Raw genomic sequence first — 16,882 nt, 5'->3', positions numbered from 1 at the left:
AATTTATCCCCCAGCCCGGCCCACGCGCCGGGCTTTTTGTTGTTTCAGTCAATTAGTTGACACTCGAGCCTACCGATCTTGCTGGTAGTTTGTTACATTTTTCCCTTGGAATTCAGGGCATAACGGTGATGATAACATGAGCAAAAAACGATCTTTTTATCATCTCTTGCTGCTTTGCCTGTTCGCATTGAGCCACCCCCTGCAGGCTCAGGAGCCTGAACTGGAGCTGTGGCACTCCCAGCAAGCCGGTTACGTGATCGACGACGTGATCGCCCGCTTCAATCAGGAGGGGAACCACAGAGTGCGGGTCACCCAGATTGAGCCGGGCAAGATCAAGGCAGATCTTCTGCTGGCAGCTCAGGCCAGGGGACTGCCCGATCTGATGCTGATCCCCTCCGATTTTATCGGCCTCTATCGCCAGATGACCCTCGCTCCCCTCCCGGCCGAGTGGTTTTCCCCCTCATTGATGGCCAGTGCCTTGCGTTATGTCACCCTAGATCGGCAACGCTGGGGCATGCCCATGATGCAGGGCAACCATCTGATGCTGTTTTACAACAAGGCGCTGGTCTCGACTCCGGTGACCCAATGGCAGCAACTGACTGCTATCACCCCGGCCCTCAAGGCCAAGGGGGTTTACCCCGTCAGTTGGCCCTATCACGATATGTACTACTTCGCCGCCTTTTTACACACCTTTGGCGGCTCGCCGGTGACCGAAGGGCGCATCACCCTCGACAGCCCGGCCATGGTGCAGGCGCTGGAGGCCTACCGCACCGTCGCCAGCGAACAGTGGGTCGATCCCGAGTGCGACTATGACACCGCCCTCGCCCGCTTCAATGAGGGCAAGAGCGCCTACCTCATCAATGGGGACTGGGCGTTCAATGATCTGGTGAAGAACATGGGGGATAAGCTGGGCGTTGCCCTGCTGCCCCGCTGGCAAAGCCATCCCATGCACTCCATGAGCGGCGCCTACGTGATGGGAGCCTCCCGCTGGGCGATGGATGATGAGGATCGGCAACCCGTCATCAAAGCACTGGTGGCCTTTATCCAGCGTCAGGATATTCAGCAGTTCATCTATCATCAGGGGGCGCTGCTGCCGGTCAATCAGCAGGCTTTTACCGCCATCAGCCGCCGTCCCACGCCTCAGGAAAAAGTGCTGCTGGAGCAGTTCACCCTCAGTACCCCCATGCCCTCCGACAGCGCCATGTCCATCGCCTGGCAAGCGATGGAGAAAGGGTTCGAGCGCTTTAAAGAGGGGATCAGTGCCGCCGACACCGCCCGCTATATGCAGCAGCTGGCCGATCAGCAGTACCGGCAGGTCAAAACACCATGAAACATCGCACCTTTCGGCTCGGCCCGACCCTCATCATCACCCTGTTCACCGTCGCCTTGCTGCCAGCACTGCTGGCCAGCACTGTGCTGCTGATCCGCCAGCACCAGATCATCGCCCAGAGCGAGCAGTCGCAGCTGGAGCGGGCCCTCACCAGCATGACCCGCGAGGCCCGCTTTCGCAGCGAGCTGATCGGCACCCAGCTCAATCAGCTCAGCCAGGATCGGGTGCTACATCAGGCCCTAGACAACTTTCTCTTCTCCAGCCATGCCCGGCTGGCGCTGGCCACCTTTGTCAAATCCAACAGCCTGCTGACCTCGGCCTACCTCATCGATGACAAGGGGTCGGTGGTGGAGTACATCAATGGCCAGGCCTCCCACCTCGAGTCGAGCAACCTGATGCCGCAGCTGATGGCCTGGGGCAAGACCCGCGAGGCAAAACAGGGCAAGCATCTGCTACTGCCCGTCGATGATCCCGTGCTGGTCGACGACATGGAGCAAAACCGCAGCGGCGGGCTGGCGCTGGTGGCCCCCATCTATCGCAACCACCAGCGCGCTGGGGTGATGCAGACCCCTTCCGGCTTCGTGATGGCCATTCTCCCCTGGCGGCAGATGGCCCAGTTGCTGGAACCCTATCTCAAGGGGAGCGAATATCTGGTGATCTCCCAGGGCGAGAACCGTCTTTATGAAGGGGCTCACCAGAGCGCCAACGCCATGGATGACAGGGAGCCAAGCAAGATGGCGCAGCCCCTGGCTATTGGCTGGCCCCAGCTGGAGCAGGAGATCACCCCCACCATCACCCTCTACAGCTACAGCAATGACAGGGTCAGCGAGCTCAACAAATCCCAACAGCTGCTGACCGTCAGCATCGCCGTCATGTTGCTGCTGGTAGCCATCGGCTGCGTCTGGCTCACCCGCTGGCTCACCCGACCGCTGCGCTCGCTGGCCGCGCTGGTGCGCAGCTATGGCAAGGGCAATTACCAGCAACGGCAGGCGCCGCTGCGCTTTGTGGAGTACGACGAGGTGCGCCAGCTGCTGCAGGAGATGGCCAGCACCATCTCGGATCAGGTGCGGGCGCTCTATCAGCAAAATGAACAGCTGCAGCAGGCCAATAGCGAGAAAGAGGCCTTCAACCAGCGGCTGCTCGGCTTCAACGACGAACTGGAGCAAGAGGTCGCCTCGCAAACGACCGCCCTGCGCTCGGCCCTGAGCCGGGAAGAGCGCAGCCGCCATATCCTGCAATCCTGGTTGCAGTTCGGTCTGCACCAGCAGCTGGATATCGATATTGCCGAGCTGGCCAGCTCCGCCCTGCTGCAGCTCTCGCAGCTCTATCCTGGCCACCGCTGGGGACTGGTGATCCGCCGAGACGGGCAGCCCCACTACTCCCTGACCCAGGGTGTCGATGCCCCCTTGCGGGATGCCTTGCAGGAGAAACTGGCTCAACTGATGGATGAGGAGGTTAAACACTCCGAATGCCAGTGGGATAACGCACTCTGGAAGATCATGACCCTGCCCGGTAGCCAAAGTGGCGTGCTGTTTGGTTATCTGATGGTGAGCGCAGAAGGGCTGGAGTCCGAAGACAGGGCCATCTTGCGGCTGTTTGCCAAGCAGTTGGCGGTGGGCATCGAGGGGCGCCTCTTCACCGACGAGCTGGCGCGGGTCGCCCGCACCGACAACCTCACCGGGCTGCCCAACCGGCAGGCGTTCGAAGAGACCTTCCATCACTATCAGGCGGTGCTGGCACGCCATCCCGAGCGTCACCTCGCCCTCTTCATGCTCGATCTCAACGGCCTCAAGCGTACCAATGACCAGTATGGGCACGAGGCAGGCGACGCCCTGCTGATCCAGATGGCTCACCAGCTACGCACCCTCTGCCGTCAGGATGAGAAGATTTTCCGCATCGGCGGCGACGAGTTCGTCCTGCTGGCGGAGGCGGATCACCTCGCCAGCCAGCTGCTGGCAGGCAGGTTGGAGGCAAGCCAGCAGCACGCAACAGTGCAGCATGGGGAGCACAGCTTCCCGCTGCGTTTTGCCATCGGCTGGAGCAGCAGCGACCAGACCCCGCTGGCGGAGCTGAGCCGGGTGGCTGACGACGCCATGTATGCCAATAAGGCGCGCTTCTATCAGGGGCAGCGATAAAAAGCAGAGGTCTCTGGCGTTGGCGAGCCTTTCGCCAACCCCCTGATCAGCTCGCAAAAATGGCGCGCAACGCTAGACGCGGCGCGGACCATGACTAAGATAGGGGCTCTTGATGTCTCGATTTGGAAGGGAGTAGGAAATGGAGTTAGTACTTGGCCCGCTGGAAGCCCGCGTCATCGGCTGTCTGATTGAAAAAGAGATCTGCACCCCGGATCAATATCCTCTCTCCCTTAATGCACTGGTCAATGCTTGCAACCAGAAGAGCAACCGCGAGCCGGTGCTGGAGCTCTCCGAGCTCGATATCCGCGCCGTGGTAGACGAGCTGATCCGCAAGCGGCTGGTAGTCAACACTGCAGGCTTCAACGCCCGGGTGCCCCGCTACCAGCACAGATTCTGCAACACCGAATTTGGCGAGCTGAAATTCAGTGCCCAGGAGCTCGGCATCGTCTGCGAACTGCTGCTGCGCGGCCCGCAAACCCCGGGGGAGCTGCGCTCGCGCACCAACCGCCTCTGCAGCTTCGATGATGTCACCGAAGTAGATGCGGTGCTGACCCAGCTTATCGAGCGTGGCCCCTACGTGGTCAAGCTGCCGCGCGAGCCGGGCAAGCGCGAATCCCGCTACGCCCACCTGTTTAGCGGCGAAGTGGATATTCAGGCGATGATGGATGCCGCTCCCGCCGCGGCCTATGCCTCCCCTGCCGCCGACCGCCTGAGCGAGCTGGAGCAGGAGGTGAACGAGCTCAAGAGCCGTCTCGCCGCAATGGAAGCTCGGCTGGCAGCACTGGATGGTCAGGGCTGATCGCCTTTACCATCGCCAATCTATATCAGGGAGCCGGGGCTGATGTCCCCGGCTCCCTGCGTTTTTTTATCGTGAGGAAGTGCCCGTGATCACCCTGATTAAAGAGTCTGACCACCAGAAGATGCCCTGGAAAAACCAGCAGGGAACCACCAGCCAGATCCTCATCTCCCCCAAGGGGAGCAACCTTGCCAAACTCGACTTTGACTATCGACTGAGCTCGGCCCCCATCAAGAGCGCGGGCCCCTTCTCCTCCTTTCCCGGCTATCAGCGCATTTTGCTGCCGGTGAGCGGGGCTGGCTTTGTGCTCAATGGTCACCCCTACGCCACCTTCGAGGCGGCGCACTTTAGCGGCGATGAGGAGACCCACTGCGAGTTGCTGAAAAAAGAGGTGACCGATCTGGGGCTTATCTACCATCCGGATCGCATCAGCGCCAACGTGCGGGTGCTCAACCTCCCCTTTCCGCTGACCCTTACCCTCGAGCCAGAGAAGACCTACCTCTGTCACCTGCTGAGCGGCCAGCTGGCCGTGCAGGGCAAAGAGGTGGCCATCAACGAGACGCTGGTGGTGACCGGTGAAGAGAGCATTCACTTCGAATGCCAGAAGAAGACCGCCATCGCCTTCTTTACCCTGCAGACTAAATAGCGCAAAAGTCGGCGGTGTGCAGTCATGCCACGTCACACACAAACAGCAGAGATGAAAAAGCCGGGAAATCCCGGCTTTTGCTATTGAGGCAACCGGCTCGTGCCGGTCAGCACCTTAGTTGACCTTGAAGGAGCCCTTCATCATGGCAAAGTGGCCGGGGAAGGAACAGAAGAAGGTGAGATCCTTGCCCGCCAGACCGTCGGTCTTGAAAGTGACGCTGCTGCTCTCGCCGCCGCCAATCAGCTTGGTGTGAGCCAGCACACGGGGATCATCCTTGGGCAGATAACCGTTCTCGGCCCCGGCGCTCATCCCGGCAGTTGCCACGGTCTGATAGTCGGCGGTGCTGGCCAGCACCCAGTTGTGACCCATGGCGGTCACAGGCAGCTTGCCGGTGTGGTTCAGGGTGACCGTCACCTCCTTGCAGGTGGCCAGCACGCTCATCTCTTTGAGGTTGTACTGCATGGCATCATTGCCTTCGATAACCAGTGCACACTCATCCGCCAGCACGGGGGCAGCCAGGGTACTCAGAAACAGCAGGGTAATCGCCTTTTTCATCATCTTCTCCTTTGATTGGCAATGGATGGCAACGACTTGGCGGATGCGGTGAACGCTTCGCAAAGATGCCGTCTAAATCGACCTTCATTTTACTCAATTGTCTTCAATCGGCTATGGCTTTTGGCCAAAGCTGCGGGCCAGGTCACCAGACGGTGCTCTACTCGCCACTCTCTCCCTCACGGATGGACGATACGACCCGCTCCCACCACAGGTTCAAAACTGTTTAATTTTTTCTGCCATTTCCCCTCCGATTCCCCCCATCAGGGCTCGCCCGAAGGGCGCCCCTTGGCTAAGCTAGCGCCCCGATATGAACCTTCTCCAGATGAGAGCGCCGGATGATTGCGATAACCCCCGTGGCGGCCCTGCGCGGCCTGCTGCTGACCCTGCTGCTGGCGCTGGCCGGCTGCCAGCCCACCCCGCCTGCCCAGACCCGTATTCAGGGCAAGACCATGGGCACCTACTATGTGGTGACCCTGAGCGATAGCTACCCCGGTGGGGAGCCCGCCCTCAAAAGCGACGTAGAGAGCCTGCTGGCCCGGATGAACAAGGAGATCTCCACCTACGATCCGGGTTCGCTCATCTCCCGTTTCAATCAGGGGCCCGCCAACACCCCGTTTGCCATCCCGCCCGCTATGGCCATCATAGTCCAGCAGGGGATGGATGCCGGTAAGCTGACCGACGGCAAGCTGGATGTGACCGTGGGGCCTCTGGTCAATCTGTGGGGCTTTGGCCCGGACAAACGGCCGGTCAAGCGGCCCGATGAGGCGGCCATCGCCGCCGCCCGCCACAAGGTGGGCATCGACAAGCTAACCCTGACCTCGCAGGGTGATCACTTCCTGCTCGAAAAAACGATCCCGGATCTCTATCTCGACCTATCCACTCTCGGCGAAGGGGCTGCTTCGGATGAAATCGCCGCCCTGCTCGAGGGCAAGGGGGTACGCAACTACCTGATCGAAGTGGCCGGTGCGGTGCGCAGCAAGGGCAACAACAGCAAGGGCTCGCCATGGAAAGTGGCCATCGTCGAACCCTCCGATCAGCCGGGAGCGTTTTCCGATATCGTCATCCCCAACGGCATGGCGCTCAGCACTGCGGGCAGCTATCGCAACTACTACGAGCTGGATGGCCAGCGTTACTCCCATATCATCGATCCCGCCACCGGCCAGCCGGTCACCCACAAGCTGGTCTCCGCCAGCGTCATCACCCCGACCGCGCTGGAGGCCGATGCTCTCGATACCGCGCTGATGGTGATGGGGCCTGAAGCGGGGATGGCATTTGCCAAACAGCACCAGCTGGCGGTCTATCTCATCATCAAGACCGAACAGGGGTTCAAGGCTGAGTACACGCCGCAATTTGCTCCCTATCTGGCAGAGAAAAAACGGTGAGTTCAAGGCCCTGGCAACAGGGCCTTTTTCTTTCACTCATCGCGGACAAAAGGCGGACAAACGGAGATGGTTCGCAATCGACAACTTGGCCAATTGCCTCTTCGGGCGCTTTGGTGGCACACTTTCTCCCATCAGCCCGCAGCGCCTCGACCCAGACAGATGCAGACACCTGAACAAGAGCCAGAAAAAAAGAGCCCAGCCAAGCCACAACGCATTCTGATGGTCAATGAGCAGCGCTCGTTTCAGGTGATGATGAAGGCGATGCTGCTCAATCTGGGGATCAGCAACATCACCTACTCCAATACCGCCGAGGATGCGCGGCGCCGCTGCCAGAAGGGCAGTTTCGACATCTATCTCATCGATTACGATCTCGGGGTTGGCGAGAATGGCCGCCAGTTGCTCGAAAGCCTGCGCGACAAAGACCTGATCCCGCCCCAGAGCGTGGTGATCATGGTGAGTGGCGACAGCTCCCGCGCCATGGTACTGAGCGCGCTGGAAGCCGAGCCCGACGAATACCTGATGAAGCCCTTCTCCCAGGAGCAGTTCTCGTTTCGCTTGAAGCGTGCCCTCGCCCGGCGCAACGCCCTGGCCAGCGTCTTTACCGCGCTGGCCGATGACAATCTGGCAGGCCTCATTACCGCCTGTGCCGAGCGAGCCGATGCGGTGCCCCGTTTTGCCAACTACTGCCGTTGCCTGCAGGCCGATACCCACCTCAAGCAGGGTCAGGCACAGGAGGCGCGCGCCCTGATGCGCCAGCTGCTGGCCGGGCAGGAGAACAGCTGGGCCCGCCTGACGCTGGGCAAGGCGTGCAACACCCTGGGGCTCCACGAAGAGGCGGTCAGCCATCTGCAGGCGACCCTCAAAAATACCCCGCTGATGGTGGAGGCTCACCTCTGGCTGGCAGAATCCCTGCTGGCCCTTGGCAATGACGAGCAGGCGCAGCAGGAGCTCAGACGGGCGGTGGATATCTCCCCTCAGTCGGTGCAACTCTCCCGCCGGCTGGCGGAGGTGTGCCTGCAGCGCCACGACTACGCCCAGGCCAAGGATGTGCTGATGTCGCTGATCGACCTGTCGCGCAACTCGATCCATCGCACGCCCCATTATCTGGGGGCCTATATCCAGACCCTGACCCTCTACGCCCTCAATAGCAACGACAGCTACCACATCGCCAACCTGCAAAAGCAGGTCAATTCTGCCCTGTCGCGCATCCGCGATTCGCTGATGATGTCGGAGTTCAACTACCCGGTGTTCGAGCAGATCTGTCAGGCCCGGGTGCAGATTGCGCTGGGGGAGCTGCTCAAGGGCAAGAAGATGCTCTATCGCGCCAATCAGAACTGGCTCGATGAACCGGCCACCATGCCCCCCGCCCTGCTTGGCGAAACCATCCTTGCCCTCTACCAGCTCGGCGAGTTTGAATATGCCGAAAGCCTGCAAGGGCTGCTGGCGGAGGACGAAGATCGGCTGCTCACCACCTGCATTCAGGCAACCCGGGATGACAAGACGGTGCTGGAGCGACGTCAGCGCTACCAGCAGCTCAACGATCTGGGCATCAAGGCCTATCAGAGCGGCGAGCTGGAGCAGGCCCTCGGCCATTTTCGCGAGGCCCTGCGCCGCGCCCCCGCCAATACCGGTGCGGCTCTCAACAAGATCCAGGTCCTGCTGCAACTGATGCAGAAAAACCGCAAGAGTCCGGAATTTGGTGCCGAGTGCAAAGACACCCTGGACGTGCTCGACGGCATCCCCCTCAACCCGGCCCAGCAGGAGCGTTTTCGCAAGCTGCGTCAGGAGTTCAACCAGTTCAGCTAAGACGCCGCCGCGCCCCCCTTTCCCCGCCTATGCTGAAACCAGTTCGGCAATGCGAGGGAAACGAAGATGGCGATGTGTCGTTATCTGGTGGCCGATGGCCGCCACTGCAGTGAAGAGGCTGGCGAGCACGATCTCTGCCACTGGCATGATCCCCACCATACCCATCAGGAAGCCCACACCGCCGAGGCGCTTGAACAGTACGTTCGCGCTGGCGGACTCTGCCACGGCCTGCAGCTGTCACGGGCCAATCTGGCGGGCCTCAATCTGGTCAACAAGGAGTCCGATCAGGGATTTTTGCTGGAGCAGTGCAACCTCTATCGCGCCAACCTGCGCGGTGGTCACCTCTACGGCCTGCGCATGAAGGGCGGCAGCCTGATGAAGGCCGATCTCAGTGATGCCAACCTCCAGTGCGCCACCCTCGATGACGTCAACCTGCTCGGCATCCGCTGGCACAACACCCGGCTCGACAACATGCAGACCGGCAAACGGGTGATGCAGGATCGCAAGGGGCGCCGCGAACGGGATCCCAAACAGGCGCGCATCTGGTTCAAGGAGGCGGAAGAGACCTACCGGGATCTGCGCAAAGCCTCCGAGGCACAGGGGATCTTCACCATGTCCGGCAACTATATCCAGCAGGAGCTCACCATGCGCCGCCTGCAACTGCCGTTCTGGTCGACCCAGCGCTTCACCTCCTGGGTGGTCGATCTCTTCTGCGGCTATGGCGAGGCCCCGATGCGGGTGGTGCTCTTCTCGTTGCTGCTCATCTTTATCTGCAGCATTTTTTACTTCTTCTGCGGACTGCATTTTCAGGGCGAGCACCTCATCTACCAGCCCGGTGCCCCGCTCGAGCAAAATGCCATCTTCCTGCTCGAATGCCTCTACTACAGCGTGGTCACCTTCACCACATTGGGGTACGGCGACTTCACTCCGGTCGGGCTCTCCAGGATCTTCGCCGCCTTCGAGGCCTTCACCGGCAGCTTTACGCTGGCGCTGTTTGTGGTGGTTTTCGTCAAAAAGATGACCCGCTGACACCTCTGCCCACCCCGCGGTGCCTGCCACTGACGCAGGCCCGCGGCCAAACTTGCATCCACCGCCGATTCCTAGTCCAATAGCCACTTATAAAAATGACATGAGCATCCCGGACATGAAGATCATCTCTTTCAATATCAACGGCCTGCGCGCCCGTCTGCACCAGCTGCAAGCCATCATCGACAAGCACCAGCCCGATGTGATCGGCCTGCAGGAGATCAAGGTGCACGATGAAGCATTCCCGCTGGCCGATGTGGAGGCCATGGGCTATCACGTGGAGTTTCACGGCCAGAAGGCCCACTACGGGGTCGCCATCATGAGCAAGCAGAAGCCGGTCAAGGTGGAGAAAGGCTTCCCCACCGATGATGAAGAAGCCCAGCGCCGGATGATCATGGCCACCTTCGAGCGCGAAGACGGCTCCCTCATCAAGGTGATGAACGGCTACTTCCCGCAGGGTGAAAGCCAGGATCACGAGACCAAGTTCCCGGCCAAACAGAAGTTCTACGAGGATCTGCAGCACTACCTCGAGGCCAACCACACCCCGGACGACCAGCTGGTGCTGATCGGGGATATGAATATCTCCCCCACCGATCTCGACATCGGCATCGGCGAAGCTAACCGCAAGCGCTGGCTGCGGGATGGCAAGTGCTCCTTCCTGCCCATCGAGCGCGAATGGATGGAGCGCCTGAAAGGGTTCGGCCTCACCGACACCTTCCGCGCCGCCAATCCCACCGAGTGCGAACGTTTCTCCTGGTTTGACTACCGCTCCAAGGGCTTTGACGAGAACCGCGGCCTGCGCATCGACCTCATCATGGCCTCCGACGCCCTCAAGGACAAGGTGACCGAGACCGGTATCGACTACGAGCTGCGCGGCATCGAGAAACCCTCCGACCACGCCCCCATCTGGGCCTGCTTCGCCTGATGCGGCGCAAGATTAACCGATGAGCCGCGGCGAATTCGTAAACTGTGAAGCGGCTCGCGGTTGCCCGCGATAAAAGGGCGTAAACAGCCTATCCAGAAAAGGTGCCTCAGGGCACCTTCTTTTTGCAGCAAGGAGTGGCTGGCGTGATACGGTTGCGAAAAGCCCTGGCCCGGGATGAACATCCCCGAAGCCCCCCGCCCATATCGGAAAAGTCAGACTTTTTTCGTCAATCGGCAACCTTAATTGCCACTTTGAGAAGGTTGTGTTCAAGGTTGCCGCCCTATCATCTCCCATTCCAATCATAAAGAAGTTGTTTTTTTAATCATGAAGTTAATGATGTGTATGGAGAAACATGCTGAACGCAGCAGCCGAAATCGATCCAACAGGAGTGTGATGATGAAGGTGCCCAATGCCGGAAGAGAGGTTTACAAACGCAGCTTGCTGACCCTGGCGCTGATCAGTGGTCTGAGCGCCTGTGGCGGCGAGACGACCCAGACGGCCCAGACCATGCCCGCCGTCCCTGTGGTGGTCGCCGAGGTCAAGCTGACCGATGTGCCGCTCACCACCGAGATGGTGGGAGAGACCGCCGGTTTTCGCGAGATCGATGTGCGCTCCCGGGTCAGTGGCATCCTGCTCAAGCGCACTTATGTGGAAGGCCAGCCGGTTACCGCCGGTCAGGAGCTGTTTCTGATTGACCCGGAGCCCTACAAGGTGGCACTGGAGCAGGCCAAAGGGACTTTGGCTCAGGAGCAGGCCCGTCTCAACAAGGCCCGTGCCGATCGGGATCGCATTATTCCCCTCTTCAAGCGTCAGGTGGTGAGCCGCAAGGACTATGACGACACCATCGCCAACTACGAGGCGGCCATCGCCAGTCATCAGGCCGCTCAGGCCAAGGTGAAAGAGGCGGAGCTCAACCTCAGCTACACCCAGGTGACCGCCCCCATCAACGGCATGGCGAGCAAGAGCTCCCAGTCCGAGGGGAGCCTTATCTCCACCAGCGGCGACAACGGCCTGCTCACTACCATCACCCAGTTTGATCCGCTCTACGTCAACTTCTCCTACTCGGAGCAGGATCGCCTCAACTTCGAAAACTCGGTAAAGAAAGGGGTGATTGAGGCGAAGGATGCCACCACCTGGCGCACCCATATCCGTCTGGCCGATGGCTCCCTCTATCCGGAGGCGGGCAAGCTCAACTTCTCCGACAACCGGGTCGATCCCCAGACCGGCACCATCCGTGCCCGCGCCATCTTCGACAACAAGGACGGCGTACTGCTGCCGGGCCAGTTTGTCCGTATGACCATCGATCTGGGCACCCGCAAAAACGCCATCGTGGTGCCGCCGCGCGCCATCGTCCAGTCCCAGGCTGACCGCATGGTGATGGTGGTCGATGCCGACAACAAAGTAGTGCCCCGTCCGGTGACCCTAGGCGCGGCAGTCGACTCCGGCGTGCTGATCGAGAACGGCCTGCAGGCTGGTGAGCGCTATATCGTCGAAGGCTTGATGAAGGCTCGCCCCGGCGCTGTGGTAAAACCTGTCTCTGCCGACGAGATGAAGGCGATCACCGGCAAGGTGGTCAGCCAGTCTGCGGCCAAGTAAGGAGCCCGTATGTTTTCCAAGTTCTTCATAGAACGTCCCATCTTCGCCAGCGTGATTTCGATCATTATCGTGCTGGGCGGATTGGCGGCGATGCGAGCGCTCCCCATCGAGCAATATCCCCAGATCACCCCGCCGGTGGTCTCGGTCACGGCGTTTTATCCGGGCGCAACCCCGGAGGTGATCTCCCAGACCGTGGCAGCACCGCTGGAGCAGCAGATCAACGGCGTCGAGCGGATGATCTACATGCAGTCGGGGTCGGCCTCCAACGGCCAGATGAACCTCAACGTCTACTTCGAGATCGGCACCGATCCGGATCAGGCCACCATCAACGTCAACAACCGGGTCTCGGCCGCCATGGCCCAGCTGCCGGAAGAGGTGAAAAAGCAGGGGGTGACGGTCAAGAAGAAATCGACCTCCATCCTGCAGGTGGTTACCCTCCAGTCACCGAACGGCTCGTTTGATACCACCTATCTGTCGAATTACGCCCTGCTCAACATCATCGACGAGCTCAAGCGGATTCCCGGCATCGGTGATACAACTCTGTTTGGCGGTACCGACTATGCGATGCGTATCTGGCTGCGGCCGGATCGACTGGCCCAGCTCGAGCTCACCCCGAGCGACGTGATTGGCGCCATTCGCGAGCAGAACACCCAGTTCGCGGCAGGCAAGATCGGTGCCCAGCCCACCACGGCCCCCATCGACTTCACCTACACGGTGCAGACCAAGGGGCGCCTTGAGGATGTGAAGGAGTTCCAGAACATCATCGTCCGCTCCATGCCCGATGGCTCCAAGATCCGGGTCCGCGATGTCGCCCGGGTCGAGCTGGGGGGCAAGGATTATGATCTGGTGGCCCGCGCCAACGGCAAACCGGCCATCGGTATCGCCACCTATCTGCAACCGGGCGCCAACGCCGTCGCGGTCGCCGATGCGGTACACGCCACCATGGAGCGACTCAAGGAGCGCTTCCCGCAGGATATCGAGTACCAGATCCCCTACGACACCACCGAGTTCGTGAAGATTTCCATCGAAGAGGTGGTTCACACCCTGTTCGAGGCGATCGTGCTGGTGTTCGTGGTGGTCTATCTGTTTCTGCAAAACTTCCGCGCCACCCTGATCCCCTGTATCGCGGTGCCGGTGTCGCTCATCGGGACCTTCGCCGGCATGCTGGTGCTCGGTTTCTCCATCAACCTGCTGACCCTGTTTGGCATGGTGCTTGCCATCGGTATCGTGGTGGATGACGCCATCGTGGTGCTGGAGAACGTCGAGCGGATCATGAGCGAGAAGAAGTGCTCCGCCAAGGAGGCTGCCATCCTCGCCATGCAGGAGGTCTCCGGTCCGGTGGTCGCCATCGTGCTGGTGCTCTGCGCCGTGTTCCTGCCGGTCGCCTTTATGGGCGGCATGACGGGGGTGATGTACAAACAGTTCGCCATCACGGTCGCGGTCTCGGTCGCCATCTCCGGTCTGGTGGCACTGACTCTCTCCCCGGCCCTCTGTGCCGTGTTGCTGAAAGAGGGACACCACAAACCGGCCCGCTTCTTCGTCTGGTTCAACGAAAAATTTGACCAGCTGACCCGCGGCTATGTACGGGGTGTGGCCTTCCTGAACCGTCGGGTGGGGGTCGCCTTTGCCATCATCGCCGTGCTAATCCTCTCCATCTACGGCCTCTTCCTGAAAGTGCCGGGCGAACTGGTACCGAACGAAGATCAGGGCTACCTCATCTCCGCCGTCATGCTGCCGGATGCCGCCGCGATGAGCCGGACCCAGGCGGTAGCGGATCAGTTCGACAAGATCGCCATGGCCAACCCCCATGTGAAGGATGTGATCACCTTCTCGGGCTTTGACATTCTCTCCAATGCCATCATCAGCAACAGCGGCATGACCTTCATTACCCTGAAGGACTGGAGCGAGCGTCAGGGGGCCGGACAGGACTCCTTCTCGCTGGCCAAGACCTTCCAGGGCTTGAGCCTGATGGGGCTGGCGGATGGCTTTGTCGCCTCCTTCAACCCGCCTCCCATTCAGGGGATGTCCACCACAGGTGGCCTTGAGGCCTATCTGCAGAACCGTGGCACCGGCAACGCCCAGGCCTTCTCCGGCGAAGTGCAGCGCTTCCTCGAAGCGGCCAAGGCGCGCCCAGAGTTTGCCAGCGTCACCAGCACCTACCGCGCCAACGTGCCACAGGTCTATCTGGATCTGGATCGCGAAAAAGCCAAGGCGCTGGGGCTGCCCATCAACGCGGTGTTTGACACCATGCAGGCCACCTTCGGCCAGGTCTATGTCAACGACTTCAACCAGTTCGGCCGTACCTACCGGGTGCAGTTGCAGTCCGAGGCCGACTACCGCGCCAAGAAGAGCGACATCCGCAACGTCTATGTCCGCTCCGACAAGGGAGAGATGATCCCGCTCAGCAGTCTGGTGACGGTGCGGGATGCCACCGGCCCCGAACTGGTCGAACGCTTCAACATCTTCCAGGCCGCCAAGATCATGGCCCAGCCCGCCCCTGGCTACAGCTCGGGTCAAGCCATCGCCGCGCTGGAAGAGGTCGCCAATGAGGCTCTTGGCAACGACGCCAAGCTGGAGTGGACCGGCTCCGCCTATCAGGAGAAAGCGGCCGCAGGCAGCGCTGGTATGGCCTTTGGTTTCGGTATCGTGATGATCTTCCTCATTCTGGCCGCCCAGTATGAACGCTGGAGCCTGCCGTTTGCGGTGATCACCGCGGTACCGTTCGCCCTGTTCGGTGCCCTGCTCGCCACCTGGCTGGTGGGGCTGACCAACAACGTCTACTTCCAGATCGGGCTGGTGACCCTGGTCGGCCTTGCCGCCAAGAACGCCATCCTGATCGTGGAGTTCGCGGTGATGAAGCACGAAGAGGGGATGAGCCTCATCGAGTCAGCACTGGAGGCGGCGCGCCTGCGTTTCCGCCCCATCGTGATGACCTCGCTCGCCTTCATCCTCGGCTGTGTGCCGTTGGTCACCTCCAGCGGCGCCGGTGCGGCAAGCCGTCACGCCCTCGGCTGGCCGGTCATCGGCGGCATGCTGGCGGCCACCTTTATCGCCATCTTCTTTATCCCGCTCTTCTTCCGCCTCATTATGAGAGGATCGGAAAAGCGCGCCAAGCAGTAACGCTCTCCCCAGGCGTTCCACCGATAACAAACTACCCCCGCCCGTGCGGGGGTATTTTTTTGTCTGCGGTGTGCTTCAATGACACACATCGAGACTTTTTTGCACAGGATCCGGATATGCTGGCTCAGCTCTGGCTCGCGACGACCTTGACGACCACTACCCTCTCCGCCTGTGGTCATCACGATTATCCCCCCTGGAACTGGCTGAGCGATGGCAAGATCATCGGCGTTTGTGCCGAAGTAGTCAGTACCCTCTATCAACGGTTGGGTTTCAATGTGGATCTCTCCTATGTGGGCCCCTGGGCCCGCTGTCAGCAGAAAGTGGCGAAAGGAGAGGTCGACATCAATATCTGTGCGCTGCGCAACGAAGAGAGAGCGCACTACTCCCGCTTTACCCGAACCCCCATGGCCATCAATGACATGGCGGTGTTCGTGCGCCAACCCGGCAGCCGCTTGCTGCAGCGACGGGAGGATCTGACCGGACTGCGGGGAGCCATGATGATAGGCGTCAGCCTTGGCAGCGAAATGGATGATTTTTTGCAAGCAAATACCCGCATCTACAGGGTCAACTCCCTCAAGCAGGTATTTGGCCTGCTGGCCAGTGACCGGGTCGACTTCGTTCCCTATGGCCGCTCTTCCGGCCGACTGTTCCTGAGAGAAAATTACCCTGATAGCGGGCTGGCGGATCTGCTTTGGCCACTGCAGCGGGGCGAGCTCTATATTTCCGTCTCGCTCCGTTCCCCCCATCTTGGCACCCTGGAACAACTGGAACCCATGCTGCAGGCGCCGGGCATGAGGCAGTGGATAGATCAGCTGCTGGAGAAATACAGCGACATCTATCTGCAACAACAGCGCCAGCCCTCGCCTTGACCTTCTCCCAGAAGCAAGGTTTAGAGTCTGGATACCAGATCCTGAAGGATGACCGGATTGTCACTCACCCAGCTTGCGACAAGATTGCCCTCTGCCCTGCTAGCCCGGCTATTGCTGGCGCTGCTGCTCGTGTGCAATCTGACCCTCTGCATCAGCTGGCATGCTTCTCCCCTCTCCTCCGAGCCGACCCAAAGCAGCCCCCTGCCAATGGTGATGTTGGATTCATCCATGGCGATGGCGGATGGCGAGAGCTCTCATGCGATGCCCGCAATGTCTCACCCGAGCGATACCATGGCCCTCTCCTGCCATCAGGGAGACGAGGGGTCGGCCATGGGCGATGAGTGCCAGATGCAGACCGGCGTCAATGCCCTCTCCTTCGGCGCGATGGCTCTGCTGGGTGTATTGGTCGCCCTGCTGATCTTCCCCCTGCTACTTGGCAGTAACTTCGCAACTGCACTGCTTGATAACTGGTTGCGGGATCCCTTCCTGCGATCACGCGGTACCCATCCCCCCTCCTGGCCGCGCCGACACCTGATGTTGTCGGTGCTGCGACACTAGAAAGATCTTCTCTTGCGGCAGCGGCAAGCCTCGGCTTGCCCGTCTCCTGCCGCCTTGCCTGACCCTGTGCCCCGGCCAAACCGGCCCGCTCACTGGGAGCCGTGCGCGCTGATACAGCTGCGCCCCGTTTGCCGCCAA

Annotated in this window: 13 protein-coding genes; 12 read left to right on the top strand and 1 reads right to left on the bottom strand. The window is 60.6% G+C overall.

Going from position 1 to position 16,882, the window contains the following annotated elements:
- Nucleotides 1-136: 136 nt before the first annotated feature.
- The 4 genes from ACTG2U_RS20610 (at nucleotide 137) to ACTG2U_RS20595 (ending at nucleotide 4,907) form a co-directional block, all read left to right on the top strand.
- On the top strand, nucleotides 137-1,330 hold the full coding sequence (locus ACTG2U_RS20610; RefSeq protein WP_439975068.1) for a sugar ABC transporter substrate-binding protein: 1,194 nt from the start codon (nucleotides 137-139) through the stop codon (nucleotides 1,328-1,330).
- On the top strand, nucleotides 1,327-3,465 hold the full coding sequence (locus tag ACTG2U_RS20605) for a diguanylate cyclase domain-containing protein (protein ID WP_439975067.1): 2,139 nt from the start codon (nucleotides 1,327-1,329) through the stop codon (nucleotides 3,463-3,465). The genes ACTG2U_RS20610 and ACTG2U_RS20605 overlap by 4 nt, the downstream gene beginning before the upstream one ends.
- A gap of 139 nt (nucleotides 3,466-3,604) precedes the next feature.
- Nucleotides 3,605-4,264: a YceH family protein gene (locus ACTG2U_RS20600; protein WP_064336484.1), complete on the top strand. Its 660-nt coding sequence runs from the start codon at nucleotides 3,605-3,607 to the stop codon at nucleotides 4,262-4,264.
- Nucleotides 4,265-4,349: 85 nt separating this feature from the next.
- Nucleotides 4,350-4,907: a HutD family protein gene (locus ACTG2U_RS20595; protein WP_439975066.1), complete on the top strand. Its 558-nt coding sequence runs from the start codon at nucleotides 4,350-4,352 to the stop codon at nucleotides 4,905-4,907.
- 114 nt (nucleotides 4,908-5,021) lie between these two features.
- Here the strand turns inward: ACTG2U_RS20595 and azu are convergent, their stop codons facing one another.
- Nucleotides 5,022-5,462 (bottom strand): azurin, encoded by a 441-nt coding sequence (gene azu, locus ACTG2U_RS20590; RefSeq protein WP_439975065.1) that lies wholly within the window; start codon nucleotides 5,460-5,462, stop codon nucleotides 5,022-5,024.
- A 335-nt stretch (nucleotides 5,463-5,797) separates the two neighbouring features.
- Between azu and ACTG2U_RS20585 the strand changes: the two genes are divergently transcribed.
- The 8 genes from ACTG2U_RS20585 to ACTG2U_RS20550 all read left to right on the top strand — a co-directional run bounded on the left by ACTG2U_RS20585 (nucleotide 5,798) and on the right by ACTG2U_RS20550 (nucleotide 16,744).
- On the top strand, nucleotides 5,798-6,844 hold the full coding sequence (locus tag ACTG2U_RS20585; protein WP_439975064.1) for an FAD:protein FMN transferase: 1,047 nt from the start codon (nucleotides 5,798-5,800) through the stop codon (nucleotides 6,842-6,844).
- Nucleotides 6,845-7,003: 159 nt separating this feature from the next.
- A complete protein-coding gene (locus ACTG2U_RS20580) occupies nucleotides 7,004-8,650 on the top strand; it encodes a tetratricopeptide repeat protein (protein ID WP_439975063.1) in 1,647 nt (548 codons plus the stop codon).
- Nucleotides 8,651-8,716: 66 nt separating this feature from the next.
- The gene (locus ACTG2U_RS20575; RefSeq protein ID WP_005353221.1) at nucleotides 8,717-9,679 is read left to right on the top strand and encodes an ion channel; all 963 of its coding nucleotides are present in this window, start codon (nucleotides 8,717-8,719) and stop codon (nucleotides 9,677-9,679) included.
- Between the two features lie 115 nt (nucleotides 9,680-9,794).
- Nucleotides 9,795-10,601 (top strand): exodeoxyribonuclease III, encoded by an 807-nt coding sequence (xthA, locus tag ACTG2U_RS20570; RefSeq protein WP_139473801.1) that lies wholly within the window; start codon nucleotides 9,795-9,797, stop codon nucleotides 10,599-10,601.
- A gap of 396 nt (nucleotides 10,602-10,997) precedes the next feature.
- Complete coding sequence (locus ACTG2U_RS20565; RefSeq protein WP_323917574.1) at nucleotides 10,998-12,197, top strand: efflux RND transporter periplasmic adaptor subunit; 1,200 nt, start codon at nucleotides 10,998-11,000, stop codon at nucleotides 12,195-12,197.
- A gap of 9 nt (nucleotides 12,198-12,206) precedes the next feature.
- A complete protein-coding gene (locus tag ACTG2U_RS20560) occupies nucleotides 12,207-15,317 on the top strand; it encodes an efflux RND transporter permease subunit (RefSeq protein WP_139473795.1) in 3,111 nt (1,036 codons plus the stop codon).
- A 116-nt stretch (nucleotides 15,318-15,433) separates the two neighbouring features.
- On the top strand, nucleotides 15,434-16,186 hold the full coding sequence (locus ACTG2U_RS20555; protein ID WP_439975062.1) for a substrate-binding periplasmic protein: 753 nt from the start codon (nucleotides 15,434-15,436) through the stop codon (nucleotides 16,184-16,186).
- A 57-nt stretch (nucleotides 16,187-16,243) separates the two neighbouring features.
- Entirely contained in the window at nucleotides 16,244-16,744 is a 501-nt protein-coding gene (locus tag ACTG2U_RS20550; protein ID WP_439975061.1) for a hypothetical protein, read from the top strand.
- The last annotated feature ends 138 nt before the right edge of the window (nucleotides 16,745-16,882 follow it).

It is taken from the genome of Aeromonas sp. 95A (assembly GCF_051919235.1).
GTDB classification, from domain to species: Bacteria; Pseudomonadota; Gammaproteobacteria; order Enterobacterales; family Aeromonadaceae; genus Aeromonas; species Aeromonas veronii.
Note: the sequence above shows the minus strand (reverse complement) of the source record. Positions and strands in the feature narration are given on the sequence as shown.